General features: G+C 67.6%; 19 protein-coding genes and 1 tRNA gene. 8 read left to right on the forward strand and 12 right to left on the reverse strand.

Features of this window, described 5'->3' with window-relative positions; all coding sequences use genetic code 11:
* The first annotated feature begins 29 nt into the window (after window positions 1-29).
* Complete coding sequence (gene ubiG / locus Q344_RS0111780; protein ID WP_028286881.1) at window positions 30-770, forward strand: bifunctional 2-polyprenyl-6-hydroxyphenol methylase/3-demethylubiquinol 3-O-methyltransferase UbiG; 741 nt, start codon at window positions 30-32, stop codon at window positions 768-770.
* Window positions 771-895: 125 nt separating this feature from the next.
* Window positions 896-1,933, forward strand: a complete 1,038-nt coding sequence (locus Q344_RS0111785; RefSeq protein ID WP_028286882.1) for a sodium:calcium antiporter — start codon at window positions 896-898, stop codon at window positions 1,931-1,933.
* A gap of 46 nt (window positions 1,934-1,979) precedes the next feature.
* Here the strand turns inward: Q344_RS0111785 and Q344_RS0111790 are convergent, their stop codons facing one another.
* From Q344_RS0111790 to Q344_RS0111805, 4 genes are read right to left on the reverse strand one after another with little or no spacing between them, the layout of a single operon-like run.
* On the reverse strand, window positions 1,980-2,417 hold the full coding sequence (locus tag Q344_RS0111790; RefSeq protein WP_028286883.1) for a MarR family winged helix-turn-helix transcriptional regulator: 438 nt from the start codon (window positions 2,415-2,417) through the stop codon (window positions 1,980-1,982).
* A gap of 2 nt (window positions 2,418-2,419) precedes the next feature.
* On the reverse strand, window positions 2,420-3,253 hold the full coding sequence (locus Q344_RS0111795) for a carbon-nitrogen hydrolase family protein (protein WP_028286884.1): 834 nt from the start codon (window positions 3,251-3,253) through the stop codon (window positions 2,420-2,422).
* Window positions 3,253-3,510, reverse strand: coding sequence for a glutaredoxin 3 (gene grxC / locus Q344_RS0111800; protein ID WP_028286885.1), 258 nt, complete (start codon window positions 3,508-3,510; stop codon window positions 3,253-3,255). Before grxC ends, Q344_RS0111795 begins: the two co-directional genes overlap by 1 nt.
* A 36-nt stretch (window positions 3,511-3,546) precedes the next feature.
* On the reverse strand, window positions 3,547-4,269 hold the full coding sequence (locus Q344_RS0111805) for a ComF family protein (protein WP_036539168.1): 723 nt from the start codon (window positions 4,267-4,269) through the stop codon (window positions 3,547-3,549).
* 23 nt (window positions 4,270-4,292) lie between these two features.
* Here Q344_RS0111805 and Q344_RS0111810 point away from each other — a divergent pair, with 23 nt between their 5' ends.
* Complete coding sequence (locus Q344_RS0111810) at window positions 4,293-5,111, forward strand: methyltransferase domain-containing protein (RefSeq protein ID WP_028286887.1); 819 nt, start codon at window positions 4,293-4,295, stop codon at window positions 5,109-5,111.
* A gap of 50 nt (window positions 5,112-5,161) precedes the next feature.
* Complete coding sequence (gene hemH / locus Q344_RS0111815) at window positions 5,162-6,211, forward strand: ferrochelatase (protein ID WP_028286888.1); 1,050 nt, start codon at window positions 5,162-5,164, stop codon at window positions 6,209-6,211.
* A gap of 95 nt (window positions 6,212-6,306) precedes the next feature.
* Here the strand turns inward: hemH and Q344_RS0111820 are convergent, their stop codons facing one another.
* Both Q344_RS0111820 and Q344_RS0111825 read right to left on the reverse strand, forming a co-directional pair.
* Window positions 6,307-6,489 (reverse strand): hypothetical protein, encoded by a 183-nt coding sequence (locus Q344_RS0111820; protein ID WP_028286889.1) that lies wholly within the window; start codon window positions 6,487-6,489, stop codon window positions 6,307-6,309.
* 143 nt (window positions 6,490-6,632) lie between these two features.
* Window positions 6,633-7,244, reverse strand: a complete 612-nt coding sequence (locus tag Q344_RS0111825) for a L,D-transpeptidase (RefSeq protein WP_028286890.1) — start codon at window positions 7,242-7,244, stop codon at window positions 6,633-6,635.
* Window positions 7,245-7,419: 175 nt separating this feature from the next.
* Between Q344_RS0111825 and dalA the strand changes: the two genes are divergently transcribed.
* Complete coding sequence (gene dalA / locus Q344_RS0111830) at window positions 7,420-7,959, forward strand: divisome-associated lipoprotein DalA (RefSeq protein WP_028286891.1); 540 nt, start codon at window positions 7,420-7,422, stop codon at window positions 7,957-7,959.
* Between the two features lie 235 nt (window positions 7,960-8,194).
* Here dalA and gltB read toward each other — a convergent pair whose 3' ends face one another.
* The 4 genes from gltB to Q344_RS0111850 are packed head-to-tail and all read right to left on the reverse strand — an operon-like array spanning window position 8,195 to window position 15,108.
* On the reverse strand, window positions 8,195-12,733 hold the full coding sequence (gltB, locus tag Q344_RS0111835; protein ID WP_028286892.1) for a glutamate synthase large subunit: 4,539 nt from the start codon (window positions 12,731-12,733) through the stop codon (window positions 8,195-8,197).
* Window positions 12,730-13,158 carry a GFA family protein gene (locus tag Q344_RS0111840; protein ID WP_028286893.1) on the reverse strand — a complete coding sequence of 143 codons (429 nt, stop codon included), beginning with the start codon at window positions 13,156-13,158 and terminating at the stop codon, window positions 12,730-12,732. The genes gltB and Q344_RS0111840 overlap by 4 nt, the downstream gene beginning before the upstream one ends.
* Window positions 13,155-13,589, reverse strand: coding sequence for a GFA family protein (locus Q344_RS0111845; RefSeq protein ID WP_036539172.1), 435 nt, complete (start codon window positions 13,587-13,589; stop codon window positions 13,155-13,157). Before Q344_RS0111845 ends, Q344_RS0111840 begins: the two co-directional genes overlap by 4 nt.
* Before the next feature lie 40 nt (window positions 13,590-13,629).
* The gene (locus tag Q344_RS0111850; RefSeq protein ID WP_028286895.1) at window positions 13,630-15,108 is read right to left on the reverse strand and encodes an NAD(P)-dependent oxidoreductase; all 1,479 of its coding nucleotides are present in this window, start codon (window positions 15,106-15,108) and stop codon (window positions 13,630-13,632) included.
* A gap of 225 nt (window positions 15,109-15,333) precedes the next feature.
* Between Q344_RS0111850 and Q344_RS0111855 the strand changes: the two genes are divergently transcribed.
* The gene (locus tag Q344_RS0111855) at window positions 15,334-16,137 is read left to right on the forward strand and encodes an undecaprenyl-diphosphate phosphatase (protein WP_028286896.1); all 804 of its coding nucleotides are present in this window, start codon (window positions 15,334-15,336) and stop codon (window positions 16,135-16,137) included.
* A gap of 18 nt (window positions 16,138-16,155) precedes the next feature.
* On the opposite strand, the gene Q344_RS0111860 is transcribed toward Q344_RS0111855, so the two are convergent.
* Entirely contained in the window at window positions 16,156-17,139 is a 984-nt protein-coding gene (locus Q344_RS0111860) for a complex I NDUFA9 subunit family protein (protein WP_028286897.1), read from the reverse strand.
* A 159-nt stretch (window positions 17,140-17,298) separates the two neighbouring features.
* On the opposite strand from Q344_RS0111860, the gene Q344_RS0111865 reads away from it, so the two are divergent.
* Together Q344_RS0111865 and Q344_RS0111870 are read left to right on the forward strand one after the other, a co-directional pair.
* A tRNA-Leu gene (locus Q344_RS0111865) sits at window positions 17,299-17,384 on the forward strand.
* Between the two features lie 140 nt (window positions 17,385-17,524).
* Complete coding sequence (locus Q344_RS0111870; RefSeq protein WP_028286898.1) at window positions 17,525-18,313, forward strand: enoyl-CoA hydratase; 789 nt, start codon at window positions 17,525-17,527, stop codon at window positions 18,311-18,313.
* A gap of 224 nt (window positions 18,314-18,537) precedes the next feature.
* Here Q344_RS0111870 and Q344_RS0111875 read toward each other — a convergent pair whose 3' ends face one another.
* The gene (locus Q344_RS0111875; RefSeq protein WP_028286899.1) at window positions 18,538-19,311 is read right to left on the reverse strand and encodes an ion transporter; all 774 of its coding nucleotides are present in this window, start codon (window positions 19,309-19,311) and stop codon (window positions 18,538-18,540) included.
* Window positions 19,312-19,446: the final 135 nt, after the last annotated feature.

The following is a 19,446-nucleotide window of genomic DNA, read 5'->3' on the forward strand; positions in this document are numbered from 1 at the left end:
AGAGACGCCGTCACCAGAGGGATATGCAAATGACAGAGGCCCAAACCACCGTCGATCCCGCCGAGGTCGCCAAGTTCGAGGCGATGGCCGCCGAATGGTGGGACCCGGCGGGAAAGTTCAAGCCGCTGCACATGATGAACCCGGTCCGGCTGGACTACGTCTGCAGCCAGATCGCCGCGGAATTCGACCGCGACCTGTCGTCCGATCGCCCGTTCGAGGGGCTGCGCCTGCTCGACATCGGCTGCGGCGGCGGGCTGCTCTGCGAACCGATGGCGCGGCTCGGGGCCGATGTGGTGGGCGCCGACGCGGCCGAACGGAACATCCCCGTGGCGCGTCTGCATGCCGAGCAATCGGGGCTCGAGATCGACTACCGCCACACCACGGCCGAGGCGATGGCCGCGGCCGGCGAGACCTTCGATGTCGTGCTCAACATGGAGGTGGTGGAGCACGTGGCCGATCCGCTGGCCTATCTCACCGCCTGCCGGCAGCTGCTGAAGCCCGGCGGGCTGCATCTCTGCTCGACCATCAACCGCAATCCCAAGAGCTTCGCCATGGCGATCGTGGGGGCCGAATGGGTGATGCGCTGGCTGCCGAAGGGCACCCACGAATGGGACAAGTTCATCACGCCCGACGAGCTCTACGCGCTGCTCGAACGGGCCGGGATGCGGCCGGTGGACCGCAAGGGCTATGTCTTCAACCCGGTGTCCTGGGCCTGGCGGATCTCGGACCGGGACCTGTCGGTGAACTACGTGACGGCGGCGATCGCCTGAGCCTGCGGTTGTCTGGTGCCGTCAGCCGGGCCTGAGCCCGGCCGGGCGGGAACCCGACCCGAGCCGCGACGTTGGCCCCCCGTGCCGGACCTGTCCCCCCTCCACCGCCCCGCGGGCGTGCGTTCATGATCGCCGAGGCGAGCCTCACCGTGATCCTGCTGCTCTTCGCGGGCGCCGGCGTGGTGATCTGCGGCTGCGGGATCATGATGACCGGCATCGCCGACAAGATCGCCGACCGCACGGGGCTGGGCGAAGCCATCGTCGGCGCCGTGATCCTCGGTGCGGCGACCTCGCTCTCGGGCACGGTCGTTTCGGTGACGGCGGCGCTGGACGGACGGGCCTCCCTGGCCTTCTCGAACTCGATCGGCGGGATCGCGGCGCAGACGGCCTTCCTCGCCCTCGCGGACCTCGTGCACCGGCGGGCGAACCTCGAACATGCGGCGGCCGAGGTGACCAACATCATCCAGGGCGTGATCCTGCTGGGCCTGCTGATGCTGCCCTTCGCGGCCCTGACCACGCCGGAATGGACCATCCTCGCGATCCACCCGGTCAGCTTTCTCATCCCGGCTGTCTACGTCATGGGCCTGTTCGTCAGCCGCACCACCCGCGAACAGCCGATGTGGAAGCCCGTCCGCACGCGTGAGACGCGCGCCGATACGCCCGACGACGAAGACGAGGGCTCCGCGCGCAAGTCGACGCCGCGCCTGTTCGGGGAATTCGGGGCTCTGATGCTGGGCATGGGCGTTGCGGGCTGGGTGATCGCGCAGACCGGGTCCGAGCTGACGGACCGTCTGGGCTTTTCCGCGTCCCTCGTCGGTGCGCTGATGACGGCTGTCGTGACCTCCCTGCCCGAGCTCGTGACCACGCTGGCCGCCGTCCGGCGCGGCGCGCTGCAGCTCGCCGTCGGGGGGATCATCGGCGGGAACACCTTCGACACCCTCTTCCTGAGCGCCGCCGACGCCGCCTATCGCGACGGATCGCTCTACCATGCCGCGGCGATGTCGGATTACTTCTGGATCGTCGCCGCCGCGCTGATGACCGTGGTGCTGCTGGCCGGGCTGATCGTGCGCGAAAAGGACGGCCCTGCCGGGATCGGGGTGGAGAGCGTGCTGATCCTCGGCCTCTATGCCGCCGCCGCCGGGCTGCAGATCCTGGTCTTCTGACGTCGTCCCCGCGCCGCAGCGCCGTGCTCTGCACGCGCCGCCCGCCTCAGCCCTCCTCGAGCTTCAGGCGCAGTTCGCGCAGGATCGGCAGCGCGGCGCGAACCTTGGCATCGCCCAGCTCGCCGACCAATTCCGTCACCATCGGCGTGATCGCCGAGAGCGCGGCATCCCGCGCCTTGTGCCCCGCCGGAGAGATCGCGACCATCTTGCGCCGCGCATCGTCCCAGTCGGGGCGGATGTGGACGTAGCCCGCCCATTCCAGCTTGTTCAGCGTGTTGGTCATCGCCCCGCGGGTCACGTGGAACGCCTTGGCCAGCTGCGCCGGAGACCGCTCTCCGCCCCGGACGAGGTGGTTGAGCACCGAGAAATGCGATATCTCCATCCCCTTCGGCAGCACCCGGCTCAACCGGTTGCGGACGAGCTGGTCAGCGGTCAGGATCTCGCTGAACAGCGTGACCGCGAGGGAATGGGTGGCATCGCTCATGTTCATCGGTCGAGGGTGAACTCCCTGTCATGGCTCAGCGAGGGCACCTTGCCGCGCGCCGTGTCCACGGCACCGAGGTCGAGGTCGAAGCTGGCGATCCCGGGCTCCGTCCCCTGGTCGACGATCACCTCGCCCCAGGGCGCGACGGCCATGCCGTGCCCGTGGGTCGACCGCGCCCGGCCCCGCGTCGCCGCGTGGGTGCCGCATTGCGCCGGGGCCAGCACCCAGCAGCCGGTCTCGATCGCCCGCGCGCGAAGCAGGCTTTCCCAATGCGCCGCGCCGGTGACGGGCGAGAAGGCGGCCGGAACCGTCAGGATCCGCGCGCCCGCCTGTGCGAGCGTCCGGTAGAGCGCGGGGAAGCGGACGTCGTAGCAGACGCTCATGCCGACCGGGGCGAAATCGGCCTCGGCCACCACGGCGCGGGTTCCGGGGCGATAGCCCGCGGATTCGCGGTAGGTCTCGGTCTCGCTGACCTGCACGTCGAACATGTGGATCTTGTCGTACCAGGCGACCTCGGCCCCTTCGGGCGAGAACAGGAACGACCGGTTCGCGAAACGCCCGTCGGGATCGTTCGTCTTCAGCCCGATGGAGCCGAGCAGCAGCCAGATCCCCAGCTCCCGCGCAAGCGCCGGCATCGCGGCCAGGAAGGGATCCTCCTCGGGCATCCGCAGCACCTCTTCCTGCCGGGTGCGGCTGGCCGAGACGCAATTGGTGACCTCGGGCGTCAGGACGAACTCCGCCCCCTCCGCCGCGGCCCGGCGGATCAGGTCGGACACCATGGAGAGGTTCGCCTCGGGATCGTCCGACGAGGTGATCTGCAGCAGCGCGGTCCGCATCAATCCGCCAGCAGCGGGTCGAGCTTGCCCGCCTGCTCCAGAGCATAGAGATCGTCGCAGCCGCCGACATGGGTCTCGCCCACGAAAATCTGCGGGACGGTGCGGCCGCCGTTCGCGCGCTGGATCATCTCCTGCTTGCGCGCGGCGTCCGTCATCACGTCGATCTCGTTGAAGGCGACGCCCTTCTGGGTCAGCAGCCGTTTCGCGGCATGGCAGAAGCCGCAGATCGGCGTTGTGTAGATGTCGACCGGTTTCATCGCGTTCCTCGTGCGGAATTGACTTCCGACTGGAACTTAAGGCTCTTTGGCCACCCGCGCCAGTGTCACCACGGAAACATCGGCCGCCCCGGCCTCCAGACAGGCGCGAGTCGCCTCGGTCAGGGTGGCGCCCGAGGTCATCACGTCGTCGACCAGAAGCACATGGCGGTCGCGCAGCCTCCCGGCCCGGCGGTCCGGCACGACGAGCGCCCGGTCGAGCGTGACGAAACGCGCCTCCACCCCCTTGCCGTCCAGCACCGGCGTCCGCCGCACGCGCTCAAGCAGGTCGGGGCAGACCTCGGCCCCGAGCCAGCGCCCGAGCGCGCGGGCGAGCAGCGCGGACTGGTTGTAGCGCCGCCGGACCAGCCGCCAGCGGTGCAGCGGCACCGGCGCAAGCAGCATGCCCGTGGTGTCGACGCCGGCCAGCGCGCGGGCCATCCAGTCGGCGCAGGGCATGGCGAGGTCCTGCCGGTCGCCGTGCTTGAGCGCCAGCACCAGCCGCCGTGCCGTCCCCCTGTAGAGCATCGCCGCCCGCCCCTGCCGCCACGGCCGCGGCAGCGCCATGCACTCGTCGCAATGCGCCACCTCGCCGGGCCGGCCGCCGGGCAGCGGCACGCCACAGTGGTCGCAGGTGAACCCGGTGATGAAGGGCGTCTCGCGCCAGCAGGGGCCGCAGAGGCCGAAATCGCTCTGCACCATCGTGCCGCAGCCCATGCAGCGCGACGGATAGAGCACGCGCAAGGCCGTTTGAATGTTCATCGCCCGCCCCTTATCTAGCCATCATGACCACGCCCCGCCTCACCGACCGCCAGGCCCTGATCCGCAACCGTGCCCGCACCCGGGACGAGGCGCTCTTCCTGCATGACGCCGCCATCGAGGAAACCGAGGCTCGCCTCGCGATGGTTAAAAGAACGTTTACGGCGCCGCTGATCGTCGGGCCGCAGGCGGAGAGATGGGCCGCGGCGCTCGGGCTTCAGGCGCGCTGCATCGCGGATGACGAGGTGCTGGACGTGGTCGAGGGGGCGCATGACCTCGTCATCCACGCCATGGCGCTGCACTGGGCCTCGGACCCGGTCGGCCAGATCATCCAGTCGCGCCGGGCGCTGCGGCCGGACGGGCTGTTCCTCGCCACGCTCTTCGGGGGCCAGACGCTGCACGAACTGCGCGCCGCGCTCGCCGCGGCCGAGACCGAGATCACCGCGGGATTGTCCCCGCGTGTGGCGCCCATGGCCGAGATCCGGGATCTCGGCGGGCTTCTGCAACGCGCGGGTCTTGCCCTGCCGGTGGCCGATTGCGACCGGCTCACCGTGACTTATGCCACCCCGCTGCACCTGATGCGCGAGCTTCGCGCCATGGGCGAGGGCAACGCGCTCGACCACCGTCTGCGCCGGCCCACCCGGCGCGCGGTCCTGACCCGCGCCGCCGAGATCTACACCGAACGCTTTGCCCTGCCCGACGGCCGGGTCCCCGCCACGTTCGAGATCGTCCACCTCTCGGGCTGGGCGCCGGACGCGAGCCAGCCGCAGCCGCTGCGGCCCGGGTCCGCGACCCATCGCCTCGCCGACGCGCTCGGGGCCGCGGAAACGCCGCTCAAGGATTGACCCCCCCGGAGAAGCCTCTATCTGCGGCCCGGATGGACAGGAGAGACCAGATGACCGAAGCATTCCGGCCCGAGCACGCCCCCGCAAGCCACCCCGCGGTCCCGCGCGAGAAGGTGGGCATCCTGGTCGCCAACCTCGGCACGCCGGACGGCACCTCCTACTGGCCGATGCGGCGCTACCTGAACGAATTCCTCTCGGACAGGCGGGTGATCGACTACCCCCGCTGGAAATGGCAGCCGATCCTGCAGACCGTGGTCCTCGGCAAGCGGCCCTTCACCAGCGGCAAGGCCTACCGCTCGATCTGGAACACCGAGGCGAACGAGAGCCCGCTGATGACGATCACCAAGCAGCAGGTCGCCAAGCTGAAGACCGTGCTGCACGAACGCTACGGCGCGCGCGTGATGGTCGACTTCTGCATGCGCTACGGCAATCCATCGACCCAGTCGAAGGTCCGCGCGATGGTCGAGGCGGGTTGCACGAAGATCCTCTTCTGCCCGCTCTACCCGCAATACGCGGGCGCCACGACGGCGACGGCGAACGACCAGTTCTTCCGCGCCCTGATGGACGAGAAGTGGCAGCCCGCCTCGCGCACCCTGCCGCCCTATTTCGATGACCCGGACTACATCGACGCGCTCGCGCAATCGGTCGAACGGGCCTACGCGAAGCTCGACCAGGCGCCCGACATCCTCGTGTGCTCCTACCACGGGCTGCCGTACCGCTACCTGATGGAAGGCGATCCCTACCATTGCCAGTGCGTGAAGACGACGCGGCTGCTGAAGGAGCGGCTTGGCTGGGGCGATGACCGGATCACCACGACCTTCCAGAGCCGATTCGGCCCCGAGGAATGGCTGAAGCCCTACACCGTGGAAGAGGTGGCCGAGCTGGCGCGACGCGGCAAGAAGCGGATCGCCGTCATGGCGCCGGCCTTCTCGGCGGATTGCATCGAGACGCTGGAAGAGATCAACGAGGAGATCCGCGAAAGCTTCGAACACGCGGGCGGCGAGAGCTTCACCTACATCCCCTGCCTGAACGACGACGACGCCCATATCGAGGCGCTGGCGGGCCGAATCGGCAGCAATCTCGGCGGCTGGCTCACATGAGCCTCACGCCTGCTTTATCTGGCGTTACTGACCGCCAGACATAGAAAAAGGCGGTGTGGGGACACACCGCCTTTTTCCGTGTAGTCAGTCGAGCCTTAGCTGGCTGCGATGGCTGCGCCGATGACGACGAGCAGAAGCAGCGGGATCAGGATGCCCGACGAGGTGCTGCTGGTTTCTTCCACGATGACCGGCGGTTCGATGACCGGCTCGGCCATGGAGCCAGCGTAGGCGGTCGAAGCGGCGGCAACCAGGGCAGCAGCGATAACGAGTTTCTTCATATTAACCTCCAGATATGTGCCCTAAGCCCCAACAGGTAAAGGACAGGGACACCCAAGACTTACCTCGTGACTCGTTTCTGGCAATTAAATCCTGCGATTGCAATTGCCCACGCGCCACCGACGATGCGATCGCCGGTTTGTCGTCAAATTAGCAACACCTGTGTGCCCACGTTGGTCAGGCCGAAGAGCTCGGCGATGTGCTCGTTGTAGAGCCCGATGCAGCCGTTGGAGGATTTCCGGCCGATCTTGCGCGTGTCGTGGGTGCCGTGGATCCGGAAGTAGGTCCAGCTCAGGTACAGGGCATGCGTGCCGAGCGGGTTGTCCGGGCCGGGGCCGACGAAGTCGGGCCACTCGGGGTTGCGTTCCTTCATCGACGGCGTCGGCCGCCACTCGGGTCCCACAACTTTCTTCACGATTTCGGTACGACCGAGCTTCGTCAGCTCGGGAGTCAGGGGCACCGAGGTGGGGTAGAGCTTGTAGATCGACTGGTCCTCGGACCAGAAATGCAGCGCCCGGCTGGTCACGTCGACAAGGACGGCACCGCCCCGCGTATCGGAGAAGTAGGGGCGCCAGTCCAGCGACCGGAAGGACGAGATGTTCCGGCGGACGGAATCGGTCGGATCACGTTCGACGAGCGTGGAATTCTCGAACGAACTCGTATAGTTGGTCGTCTGCGCAAGCGCGGGCGCAGCGAGGAAGGCCGCACCGCTGGCAAGGAACGCACGGCGACCCGTGGCGGGGGGAATCCGGGACATGGGCTGCTCCTTTGAGCTCTTCGTAAGATTGCCTGGGCGGCAGGATAGGATTTCGCGGGGAAACCTTCAAATCAAACTCGCGTCGGGCGGCCACGTTCCGCCGGGCCGGGGGTTTGTCAACCGCGTCGCGCCGCGCTAAGTCGGGTGGAACCCCTCGAAGCAACGCGGACCTGCCATGCGACCGATCCACCTTCTCCTCGCGCCTGCCCTTCTCCTGCTGGCGGCCTGCGCCCAGGCTCCGATCTCGACCATCGGTCCGGACGGTCGCCCGCTGCCCAAGGTCTACCAGATCGGCCCCGGAGACGAGGGCCGCATCCAGTACGAGATGCTCGACGGGGTGAACGCGCTGCGGCAGGCCGCAGGGGCCGCGCCGGTCACGCTGAACCCGCAGCTCAACGCCGCGGCCGCGACCCATTCCCGCGACATGTCGAACCAGAACCGGCCCTGGCACTTCGGGTCCGACGGCTCCTCCCCGCTCGATCGGGTGCGCCGCGTCGGCTACACCGGCCAGATGCTGGGCGAGAACATCTCGGAGACCTACGAGACCGAACTCGAGACGCTGTCCGCGTGGATGGAGCAACCCGACACCCGTGACGTGATCCTCGACCGCCGTGGCCGCGACATGGGGTTCGCCTGGTATCAGGAGCGCAACGGCAAGATCTGGTGGACGCTCATCATGGGCGGCGGTGCGGGCGGCGTCGGGCTGGGCAGCTGATCCCTCGGAACCAGAGCTGGGCCAGGCTCCGCGCGTGACCGGGCAGGGGCTCGAACCCTCCGCGCCCGTCCGGATGGCGGGCAGCGGAGAGGCCCCCGGCTCATGCGCCTTGGCCGGAGCCGCGATGGCCAGGTGACCGGCCGCGCGGGGTCCGGCGCGACCCGGGGGACCGTCATATCGGGCGAGAGACGAGAAAGGGCGGCCCCGGGGCCGCCCTTCCTTCATGCGCCGGGGATCACTCCGCCGGGATCGCCGTATCCTCGACCGTCACCGGATGCGCGAGCTTGTTCAGCATCTCCTTCGGCACGACCTGAAGGAAATTGTCCTTCTCGGCGTCCCAGTGCTGCAGGATGTCCGCGGCCTTCCGGCTGCCGGTCTCGTCCAGATGCCGCTCGATCAGCGCGCGAAGCTGGCCCATCCAGTGATCGACCGTGACCTTGCAGGTCACCAGCGTCTCGAGGTTCATGAGCGTCTCGGCCCGGCCTTCGGGGTCGTAGAGGAAGGCCATGCCGCCGGTCATCCCGGCACCGAAGTTCGGCCCGATCTCGCCCAGGATCACCGCGACGCCGCCGGTCATGTATTCGCAGCCGTTCGAGCCGCAGCCCTCGATCACCACCTTGGCGCCCGAGTTCCGGACCGCGAAGCGCTCGCCCGCGCGGCCGGCGGCGAAGAGGTAGCCGTCGGTCGCCCCGTAGAGCACGGTGTTGCCGATGATCGTGTTCTCCGACGCCACCAGCGGCGAGGCCATGGAGGGCCGCACCACGATGGTCCCGCCCGAGAGCCCCTTGCCGACATAATCGTTGGCCTCGCCCGAGACTTCCAGCTTCAGCCCCGGTGCCGCGAAGGCGCCCAGCGACTGGCCCGCCGAGCCGGTCAGCTTCACCGTCAGGTGGTCCGACTGCAGCGCGTTGCGCATCCCGAACTTCCGGACGATATGGCTCGAGGTCCGCGTGCCCACCGTCCGGTGCGTGTTCTGCACCGCGTAGGAGAGCTGCATCTTCTCGCCGTCCTTCAGGAAGCGCGCGGCATCGCGGACGATCTCGGCGTCGAGCGTGTCGTCCACCGGGTTCCGCTCCTTGTCGCGGTTGTAGCGGATGTCATGCGCCCCATCGACCGTGATGAGCAGCGGGTTGAGGTCCAGATCGTCGAGGTGATCGGCCCCCCGGCTCACCTGGTGCAGCAGGTCCGCGCGCCCGATCACGTCGTCGAGCGACCGCGCCCCGATGGAGGCCAGGACCTCCCGCACCTCGGTGGCGTAGAAGGTGATGAGGTTCACCACCTTGTCCGCATTGCCGGTGAACTTCGCGCGGAGCGATTCATCCTGCGTGCAGACACCCACGGGGCAGGTGTTCGACTGGCACTGGCGCACCATGATGCAGCCCATGGCGATCAGCGCGGCGGTGCCGATGCCGTATTCCTCGGCCCCCATCATCGCCGCCATGACGATGTCGCGCCCGGTCCGCAGCCCGCCGTCCGTGCGCAGCGTCACCCGTTCGCGGAGGTTGTTCATCGCGAGGACCTGGTGCGCCTCGGTCAGGCCCATTTCCCACGGGAGGCCGGCGAACTTGATCGAGGTCGCCGGAGACGCGCCCGTGCCCCCGTTGTGACCCGAAATCAGGATGATGTCGGCCTTCGCCTTCGCCACGCCGGCCGCGATCGTGCCGACGCCGGAGGAGGCCACCAGCTTCACGGTCACCTTCACGGTCGGGTTGATCTGCTTCAGATCGTAGATGAGCTGGGCCAGATCCTCGATCGAGTAGATGTCGTGGTGCGGCGGGGGCGAGATCAGCGTCACGCCCTTGGTCGAATGCCGCAGCCGCGCGATCAGGTCGGTGACCTTCATGCCGGGCAACTGCCCGCCCTCGCCGGGCTTCGCACCCTGGGCCACCTTGATCTCGAGCTCTTCGCACTGGTTGAGGTATTCCGCCGTCACGCCGAAGCGCCCGGAGGCCACCTGCTTGATCTTGGCCGAGGGGTTGTCGCCGTTCGGCTCGGGCACGAAGTGTGCCGGATCCTCGCCGCCCTCGCCCGAATCGGACTTCGCACCGATCCGGTTCATCGCGACGTTCAGCGTCTTGTGCGCCTCGGGCGACAGCGCGCCGAGCGACATGCCCGGGGTCACGAAGCGCTTCCGGATCGAGGTGATCGATTCGACCTCCTCGATCGGGATCGCCTTGCCGAGCGGCTTGATCGCCAGGAGGTCGCGCAGGTGGATCGGCGGATTCGCCTGCATTCGAGCCGAATACTGCTTCCACAGCTCATAGGACGCCCGGTTGCAGGCGGCCTGGAGCATGTGCATCGTCTGCGCTTCCCAGGCGTGGGTCTCGCCGGATTTCCGCGCCTTGTAGAAGCCGCCGATCGGCAGGACGTCCTGTCCGCCGCGCCAACCCTTGCCGTGGATCTCCTCGACCTTCTTCTGGATGCCCGAGACACCGATCCCGGAGATCCGAGACGTCATGCCGGGGAAATACTCCGCGCACATGGCGCGGCTCAGGCCCACGGCCTCGAAGTTCAGCCCGCCGCGATAGGAGGAGACCACCGAGATCCCCATCTTCGACATGATCTTCAGAAGCCCCTGGTCGATGGCCTCGCGATAGCGCGCGACAGCCTCGGTCAGGGAGCCCTCGATCAGGCCCTTGCCGATCCGGTCGGCGATGGTGTCCTCGGCGAGGTAGGCGTTCACGATGGTCGCGCCGCAGCCGATCAGGACGGCGAAGTAATGCGGGTCGATGCACTCGGCCGAGCGCACCCCGAGCGAGCAGAACGTCCGCAGCCCCTTCTTGGTCAGCCACGAATGGACGGCGCTGGTCGCGAGGATCATCGGCATCCCGACGCGGTCCTCACCCTGCAGCTGGTCGGTCAGCACGATATGCCCGCCGCCGGACCGCACGGCCTCCTCGGCCTCGGCCCGGATCCGCTCCAGCCCCTTGCGGAGCGCGTCATGGTCGTCGGTCACCTCGAAGGTGCAGTCGATCTCCACGAGGTTGTCGATGAAATGCGTCTTCAGCTCCTCGAACTGCTGGTTCGCCACGAAGGGGCTCTCCAGCACGAGGATCTCCGTCTGCGCGCTCGACTCGTCGAGCACGTTCTTCAGGTTGCCGAAGCGCGTCTTCAGCGACATCACCCGGTATTCGCGAAGCGAGTCGATCGGCGGGTTCGTCACCTGGGAGAAGTTCTGCCGGAAGAAATGGCTCAGCGGCCGGTACTTGTTCGACAGCACGGCAGAGGGCGTGTCGTCGCCCATGGAGGCCACGTTCTCCTTCGCATCCTCCACCATCGGGGCGAGGATCGTCTCGATCTCCTCCATGGTGAAGCCCGCCGCGATCTGGCGCTTGCGCAGCTCGCCGCCCGAGAACAGCGGCTTCTCGGTCACCGCGCCCAGCGTCTCTTCCAGGTCGTTGATCTTGCCGACCCACTCGCCGAACGGCTGCGCGGCCGAGAGTTTGTCCTTGATCTCGGTGTCGTGGTAGAGCGCGCCCTTCTTCATGTCGACGGCGATCAGCTGGCCCGGTCCGAGGGCGCCCTTCTCGCGCACCGTCGCCTCGTTGGTCGGCACCATCCCGGCCTCGGAGCCCGCGATCAGCAGCCCGTCGCCCGTCACGACATAGCGCATCGGCCGCAGCCCGTTCCGGTCCAGCCCGGCGCAGACCCAGCGGCCATCGGTCATCGCCAGGGCGGCGGGGCCGTCCCAGGGCTCCATCACGCCGTTGCAGTAGGAATACATGTCACGCCATGCCTGCGGCAGCTCGAGCGCCTGCTTCGACCAGGACTCGGGCACCAGCATGGTCTTCGCCATCGGCGCGGAGCGTCCGGCGCGGACCAGGACCTCGAACACGGCATCCAGTGCCGCCGAGTCGGACGAGCCCTGCGGGATGATCGGCTTGATGTCCTCGGCCAGCTCTCCGAAGGTCGACGAGGCCATCCGGATCTCGTGGCTCTTCATCCAGTTGACGTTGCCCTTCAGGGTGTTGATCTCGCCGTTATGCGCGAGCATCCGGAAGGGCTGTGCCAGCCACCATTGCGGGAAGGTGTTGGTCGAATAGCGCTGGTGGTAGATCGCGAAGGCGCTCTCGAAGCGTTCGTCCATCAGGTCGGGATAGAATTCGCCCACCTGTTCGGCCAGCATCATGCCCTTGTAGATGATCGAGCGGCAGGACAGCGACGCGATATAGAGGTGGTTGATCCCCGCCGCGGCCGAGGCCTTCTCGATCCGGCGCCGGATCACGTAGAGCTCGCGCTCGAAGGTTTCCTCGTCCACGCCCTTGGCGTTCGAGATCAGGATCTGCTCGATCTCGGGCCGGGTCGCATTGGCCTTTTCGCCCAGGCAGGAGACATCCACCGGCACGTGACGCCAGCCGTAGATGTAATAGCCCATCTTCAGCACTTCGGCCTCGACGATGGTCCGGCAGGTTTCCTGCGCGCCGAAGTCGGTCCGGGGCAGGAAGACCTGGCCGACGGCCATCAGCTCGTCCTCGCGCGGCTCGTGGCCGGTGCGCTTGATCTGGTCGTAGAAGAAGGGCACCGGGATCTCGACGTGGATGCCCGCGCCGTCGCCGGTCTTGCCGTCGGCATCGACCGCGCCGCGGTGCCAGATCGCCTTCAGCGCGGCGATGCCCGAATCCACGACCTTGCGGCTCTTCTTGCCGTCGATCGACACGACGAGGCCGACGCCGCAGGACGACTTCTCGTCCTCGTAGGAGAACATGCCGTTCTCGGACATCCACTTGCGCTTCGCTTCCTCGGCGCGGGCCCAGTTTTCGTCATACGTGGTCATGGCGTCTCTCCTTCGTCGAGGAACGGGAATTCTTGTTCGTACTGGGCCGAAGTCATCTCGATCTCGGCGCCTTTCAGATGCACCCCGGTCGCCCGGTCGGCATAAACGATGCGTTTCAGTGTCGCCCCGCCGTCATGGTCGAACAGACCCGGCGAAAGCTCGAGATAGCCGGTGTCCGGCCCCTCGACATAACGGAACCAGACCGGCGAGCCGCAGGTGTCGCACCACGCCCGCTCCGCCAGTTTCGAGGACCGGTGCGTCTTCAGCGGGCCGGTGATCGTCACCGTCTCCGCCGGCGCTTCGATCCCCATCTGCAGGCCGCCCCCGGCGCGCCGGCACATGTCGCAGAAACAGGCCGAGATCTCGTCGGACAGTCCTTCGACCGACACCCGGACCTCGCCGCAGAGGCATCGACCTTCGGTCAAATCGCGTCCTCCGCCGGGCCGAAGCGGTCCATCGCCTCTTCCCGGGTCAGCCGCTCGCGCTCACCGGCAAAGGCGAAGGCGTCGGGCTTGTGGTCGATCCAGATCTCGCGCCTGAACTCCATGCCGGAAATGTCGTCGATCAGCCCCACGGGGATCTCGATGGTCGAGGCCCCCTCCGTCGTCAGCCGGTAGTAGAGCCCCGTGCCGCAGCGTCCGCACCAGGCGCGCTCGGCCCATTCGCTGGATTGCAGCGTGCGGATCTGCGCGGCGCCGGCCCATGTCACCGAGGCTTCGGGGACCGAGACCGCCAGCATCGCCGAGCCGGTCCAGCGGCGGCACATCTCGCAATGGCACGCGCCGAAGCCTGCCGGAACATCGGTCGCGGTGAACCTCACCGCGCCGCACATGCAACCGCCCTGACGTTCGCTCATGCTCTTCTCTCCCTACAGGGCCGGGGGGCCGGCCGTTCAGTCACTCCGCCGCGATGGCCGATGCCTCGGTGTCGAGGTATTCGAGGATCGCCTGCGCCGAGTCGCGCCCGTCGCGGATCGCCCAGACGACGAGGCTCGCGCCGCGCACGATGTCGCCCACGGCGAAGACCCCGTCGAGGCTGGTGCGGCCGGACCCGAACTCGGCCCGGACGGTGCCCCAGCGGGTCACTTCCAGCCCGTCGGTGTTCCAGAGCTTCGGCAGGTCCTCCGGCTCGAATCCGAGCGCCTTGATCACCAGGTCCGCATCCTCGAGGTAATCCGACCCCTCGATCACCTCGGGCGCCTGCCGCCCGGAGGCGTCGGGCGCACCCAGGCGCATCCGCTGGACCGTCACGCCATGCACGAAGCTCTGCGGCGAGGCGTCCGACGGCTCGGCCGAGCGCGGGTTCGAGGCGAAGCCGACCGGCGCGGAGAGCCAGACGAATTCGACGCCCTCTTCCTCGGCATTGGCCACCTCGCGCTGCGAGCCGGGCATGTTCATCCGGTCGCGGCGGTAGAGCAGCTTCACGCTTTCGGCGCCCTGGCGGATCGCGGTGCGGACGCAGTCCATCGCCGTGTCGCCGCCGCCGATCACGACGACCTTCTTGCCGTCCGCGTTCAGCTCGCCGCTTTCGAATTCCTCGACAATGTCGCCGAAGTTCGACGCGCGGTTCGACGCGGTGAGATAGTCGATCGCGCGCACGATCCCCTGGCTCTCCGCGCCCGGACCGCTCAGATCCCGGCTCTTGTAGACGCCTGTCGCGATCAGCACCGCGTCATGCTTGCCGCGGATCGCGTCGAACGAGATGTCCTCGCCCACGGTGCAGTTCAGCACGAATTCGACGCCCGATTGCTCGAGCTGCTCGATCCGGCGCATCACCACGTCCTTCTCGAGCTTGAAGCCCGGGATCCCGTAGGTCATCAGCCCGCCCGCGCGGTCGTAGCGGTCATAGACCGTGACCTGCACGCCCGCCCGGCGCAGCATGTCCGCCGCCGCCAGCCCGCCCGGGCCCGCGCCGATGATGCCGACGGACTGGTCACGCTCGGCATGGGGTGTGATCGGCTTGACCCAGCCCTTTTCCCAGGCGGTGTCGGTGATGTATTTCTCGACCGCACCGATGGTGACCGTGCCGTGGCCGGATTGTTCGATCACGCAATTGCCTTCGCAGAGACGGTCCTGCGGGCAGATGCGGCCGCAGATCTCGGGGAAGGTGTTGGTGGACTGGCTGACGGCATAGGCCTCTTCCAGCCGGTGCGTCGCGGTCAGGCGCAGCCAGTCGGGGATGTTGTTGTGAAGCGGGCAATGCGACTGGCAGTAGGGCACGCCGCATTGGGAACAGCGTGCGGACTGCTCCTCGGCCTTGGCGGCCGCGTATTCGGCGTAGATCTCGCTGAAATCCTGCTTCCGCACATTCGCGTCACGCTTCTCGGGCATGTCGCGGGGGACGGTCACGAATTTGAGCATAGGTTGCTTGGCCACGACGCTGCCTCTCCTCGGAATCGATCTTCTGCGACGTCTCTAGACAATCGCAAAAAGAAATAAAAGTCAGTCGAGCTGACCTAATATACGATTTTCTTGCCCCTTGCTACCCCGGGGAGGGATCATGAGGGCAAATTTAGGTCAGCACAATTGACCAAACACGTTTCTTCCCCCGCTCCGACACTCGGTGTAAGCCTCCGCGGACGTGTTGCGGAGCCTCTCTGAATGTCCCTCTTCCACCTCTTCCTTCTCGCCGTCATCCAGGGCCTGACCGAGTTCCTGCCGATCTCCTCCTCGGCCCACCTCATCCTCTTCCCGCAGGTCACCGGCATGCAGGATCAGGGGCAGGTGATCGACGTCGCGGTGCATTTCGGCACGCTCGGGGCGGTGATCCTCTACTTCTGGCCGGACGTGAAGATGGGGCTTCTGGGCATCCCGGACATGCTGCGCGGGCGGCTGGAGACGCCCGGGGCGCGGCTTGCCTTCCTGCTGGTGATCGCGACGATCCCGGTCATCCTCTTCGGCCTCGCGCTCAAGCTCACGGGGCTGGACGACGCGATGCGCTCGGTCGCGGTGATCGGCTGGACGATGCTGGGCTTCGGGCTGGTTCTGTGGTGGGCCGACCGGGTGTCGGACGGGCAGAAGGCCGATACCGACTGGACCCTGCGCGACGCCATTGTCATGGGACTGTGGCAGGCCGTGGCGCTGATCCCCGGCACCTCGCGATCCGGGGCGACGATCACCGGGGCGCTGTTCCTCGGCTACAACCGGCGGGATGCCGCGAAACTGTCGATGCTGATGTCGATCCCGACCATCATCGCCAGCGCCTCGCTTCTCAGCCTCGACATCATCCGCGACGGGAATACCGAGCTGGCCTTCGAGGCGGTGATCGCGGCGATCTTCGCCTTCCTCTCGGCCCTGCTGGCGCTGGCGCTGCTGATGCGGCTGCTGAAATCGATCAGCTACACGCCCTTCGTGATCTACCGCGTGATCCTCGGGGTGGTCCTGCTGGCCTGGGCCTATTCCTGACGGCCGGCGGCCGTCAGGTCATGCCTTGAGGTTGCGGGCCGAGTTCTTGATCGCCGCATACTGGCCCGAGGGGCGGTAGGGCCAGAGGTAATCCGGCAGCACCGCCTCGACCGCCATCGGTTCGATCCCGAGGTCCTCGAAGCCCTTGTGCCGGCCCGAGACGACGTTGTCGGTGGACAGCTGCTTCACCTGGTCCCGCGTGAGGATGCCGTTGTGGAACAGCCCGAAGGTCGCGGCCTGCGCCATGTCGAGGAAGAAGGCCGCGATCCGCGCCACGAACATCGGCATGTTGATGATCATCCGGCGCCGTTGCACCACGTCCAGCATCTGCTGCATCAGCTCGCGGAAGGTGTTCACGTCCGGCCCGCCGAGTTCATAGATGCCGCCGGGCGCCCGGCCCTCGATCCCCATCTGGGCCGCGGCTGCCACGTCGTCGACATAGACCGGCTGGAATTTCGTGTCCGCCCCCGCGATCGGCAGGGTCGGGCCGAATCGCACGTTTCCGGCGAAACGGTTGAAGAAGTTGTCCTCGGCCCCGAAGATGACCGAGGGGCGCAGGATCATCGCGTCGGGCATGTGCTCTAGCACGCCCGCCTCGCCGGCGGCCTTGGTCTGCGCATAGGTGCTTTCGCCCTCGGCATCCGCGCCGATGGCCGAGATGTGGACCATGCGGGCCACGCCCTCCTCGGCCGCGATCCGGGCGATGCGCGTCGCGCCCTCGTCCTGGACGGCGCCGAAGTTGTTCTTGCCCTTGGCGTCGAAGGTGCCGACGCAGTTGACCACGGCGTCCGCGCCGCGCGTCACGTCGCGCACCGAGTTGTCGTCACGGATGTTGCAGAACACCGGCTCGACCTGGCCGACCACGCCGTAGGTCCGGACGAACATCGCCTCGTTCGGGCGCCGGACGGCCACGCGCACCCGCCAGCCGTCCTTGGCCATGCGCCCAGCGATGTAGCGGCCGAGGAACCCCGACCCGCCGAAAATGGTGACAAGCTTGGACATATCCACGCCCTCCGTCCTGGCAGTTCCCTGTTTTCCTAGCCCCCCCGCGGGCCTGCGGCAAGGCGATAAGCCGGGCTGACGCGCGGGAGAGGAAAAAACTCGATCGAATCCCGTTGACACTCTCCGGGGCCAAATATAAACGCCCACTCCACGACACCTGCCCAGGTGGCGGAATGGTAGACGCGCTGGCTTCAGGTGCCAGTGGCCGCAAGGCCGTGGAGGTTCGAGTCCTCTCCTGGGCACCACTTCTCTCCCGACACTCCGACACCATCGCCGCCCCCGGGCGACAGCCGCCCGACCGGTGGCCTTGCGTGCACGCATCTGGAAAGCGTTGGACCTGCGGGGCGGGGAAAGTGCAGGCTGCCCGCGCCAGGAGGAGCCCGCCATGACAGACCCGATCCCCACCTTCGCCCATTGCGAGATCACCCGCGACGACCGCGGCGTCTATACCGCGACGATCGCCAATGCGAAGAGCCTCAACATCCTCGGGACGCCGGTGATCCGGTCCGTCACCGAGGCGGTCGCCTGGATCGCCGGGCGGACGGATGCGCGGGCGATGATCCTGCGCGGCAGCGGCGACCGGGCCTTCGTGGGCGGCGCCGACATCTTCGAGATGGCCACGCTCGAGCCCGCTTCGGCCCGCGCCTTCATCTCGGGCCTGCGCGATCTCTGCGAGGCGGTGCGGCAGGTGCCCGTCCCGACCATCGCGCGGATCCCCGGCCATTGCCTCGGCGGCGGGCTGGAGCTCGCGGCCTGCTGCGACATCCGCCTTGCCTCCTCCGACGCGGTCTTCGGGATGCCCGAGGTGCGCGTCGGCATCCCCTCGGTCATCCACGCGGCGCTCCTGCCGGGCCTGATCGGCCCCGGCGCGACGAACTGGCTGCTGCTCACCGGCGAGACGGTGGATGCGGCGCAGGCGCGGGAATGGGGGTTCGTGCAATTCACCTGCCCGCCGGGAGAGCTGGACGCGCTGGTGGAACGGACCGTGGACCCGATCGTGGCCGGCGGCCCGGCGGCGATACGCCAGCAGAAGGCGCTGATCGCCTATTGGGCCGAGGCCGATCTCGAGGACGGCATCGCGCGCAGCGTCACGGCGTTCGGCGCCGCCTTCGAGACGGATGAGCCGCGCCGCTTCATGGCGCCCTTCCTAAACCGGGGAAAGTCGCGCGGCTGAAATGCACCACTCGGCGGGGGTTCACCAATCTGTGAGGCGGGGAAGGAACCGGCCCGGGGTTGCGGCGTTGCCATCCCAGCAAATAGCCGGAAGGAGACCCGAAATGCTGCGTTCCATCATCTTTCTCGTCGGACTGGTCGTCGTCGTTCTCGCCATCGTGAACTTCGTTCTCTGAACACCGCCAAGACTGGCGACAAGATTGGGCACGCGCCTGCGGGCGCGGCTCACCCCCTCTCCCTCAGATGCCGTTCGATCGCGTCCAGCCGCGCCACGACCTCGTGCCGGTAATCCTCGGTCGCGGCATTCGATTCCTCCGCATGGGCGTCCTGCATCGAATTGACGATGAGACCGACGACAAGGTTCATCACCGCGAAGGTGGTGATCAGGATGAACGGCACGAAGAACAGCCAGGCCTCGGGGTAGACCTCCATCACAGGCCGCACGATCCCCATGGACCAGCTTTCCAGCGTCATGATCTGGAACAGGGAATAGGCCGAGGCGCCGAGCGTGCCGAACCAGTCCGGGAAACTCTCTCCGAACAGTTTCGTCGCCATGACCGAGGCCACGTAGAAGATCAGCGCCATCAGCGCGAAGACTGATCCCATGCCCGGCAGTGCGGTCAGCAGCCCCTCGACCACGCGGCGCAGCGTCGGCGTGACCGACACCACCCGCAGCAGCCGCAGGATCCGCAACGCCCGCAGAACGCCGAAGCTCTGTCCGGCGGGCACGAGCGCGATGGCGACGACGGCGAAGTCGAAGATGTTCCAGCCGCTGCGGAAGAAGCGGAGCCGATGCGCATAGAGCTTGGCCGAGATCTCCAGCGTGAAGAACGCCAGGCAGAGCCGGTCCAGCGCGGCGATCAGCCCGCCGGCGAGACGCATCACGGGGTCGATGGTCTCGAGCCCCAGCAGGACCGCGTTGAACAGGATCACGGCGGTGATGACATTCCGGGTCCGGGGTCTGTCGAGAAACGCGGCAAGTTGCTGGCGGGAAGTCATGCGGGCTCCGTCGGCTTTCGTGTTCGGTCGGGTTCCCGGCAGATATCCATCGCGCGCCCCGCTTACCAGTGCCCGCGGCGGCGGCGCGCGCGGTGCCGCAGGAACCCCTGTCGCAGGAACCAGCCCGACGCGGGC

The organism is Pseudooceanicola nanhaiensis DSM 18065, from assembly GCF_000688295.1.
Lineage (GTDB): Bacteria > Pseudomonadota > Alphaproteobacteria > Rhodobacterales > Rhodobacteraceae > Pseudooceanicola > Pseudooceanicola nanhaiensis.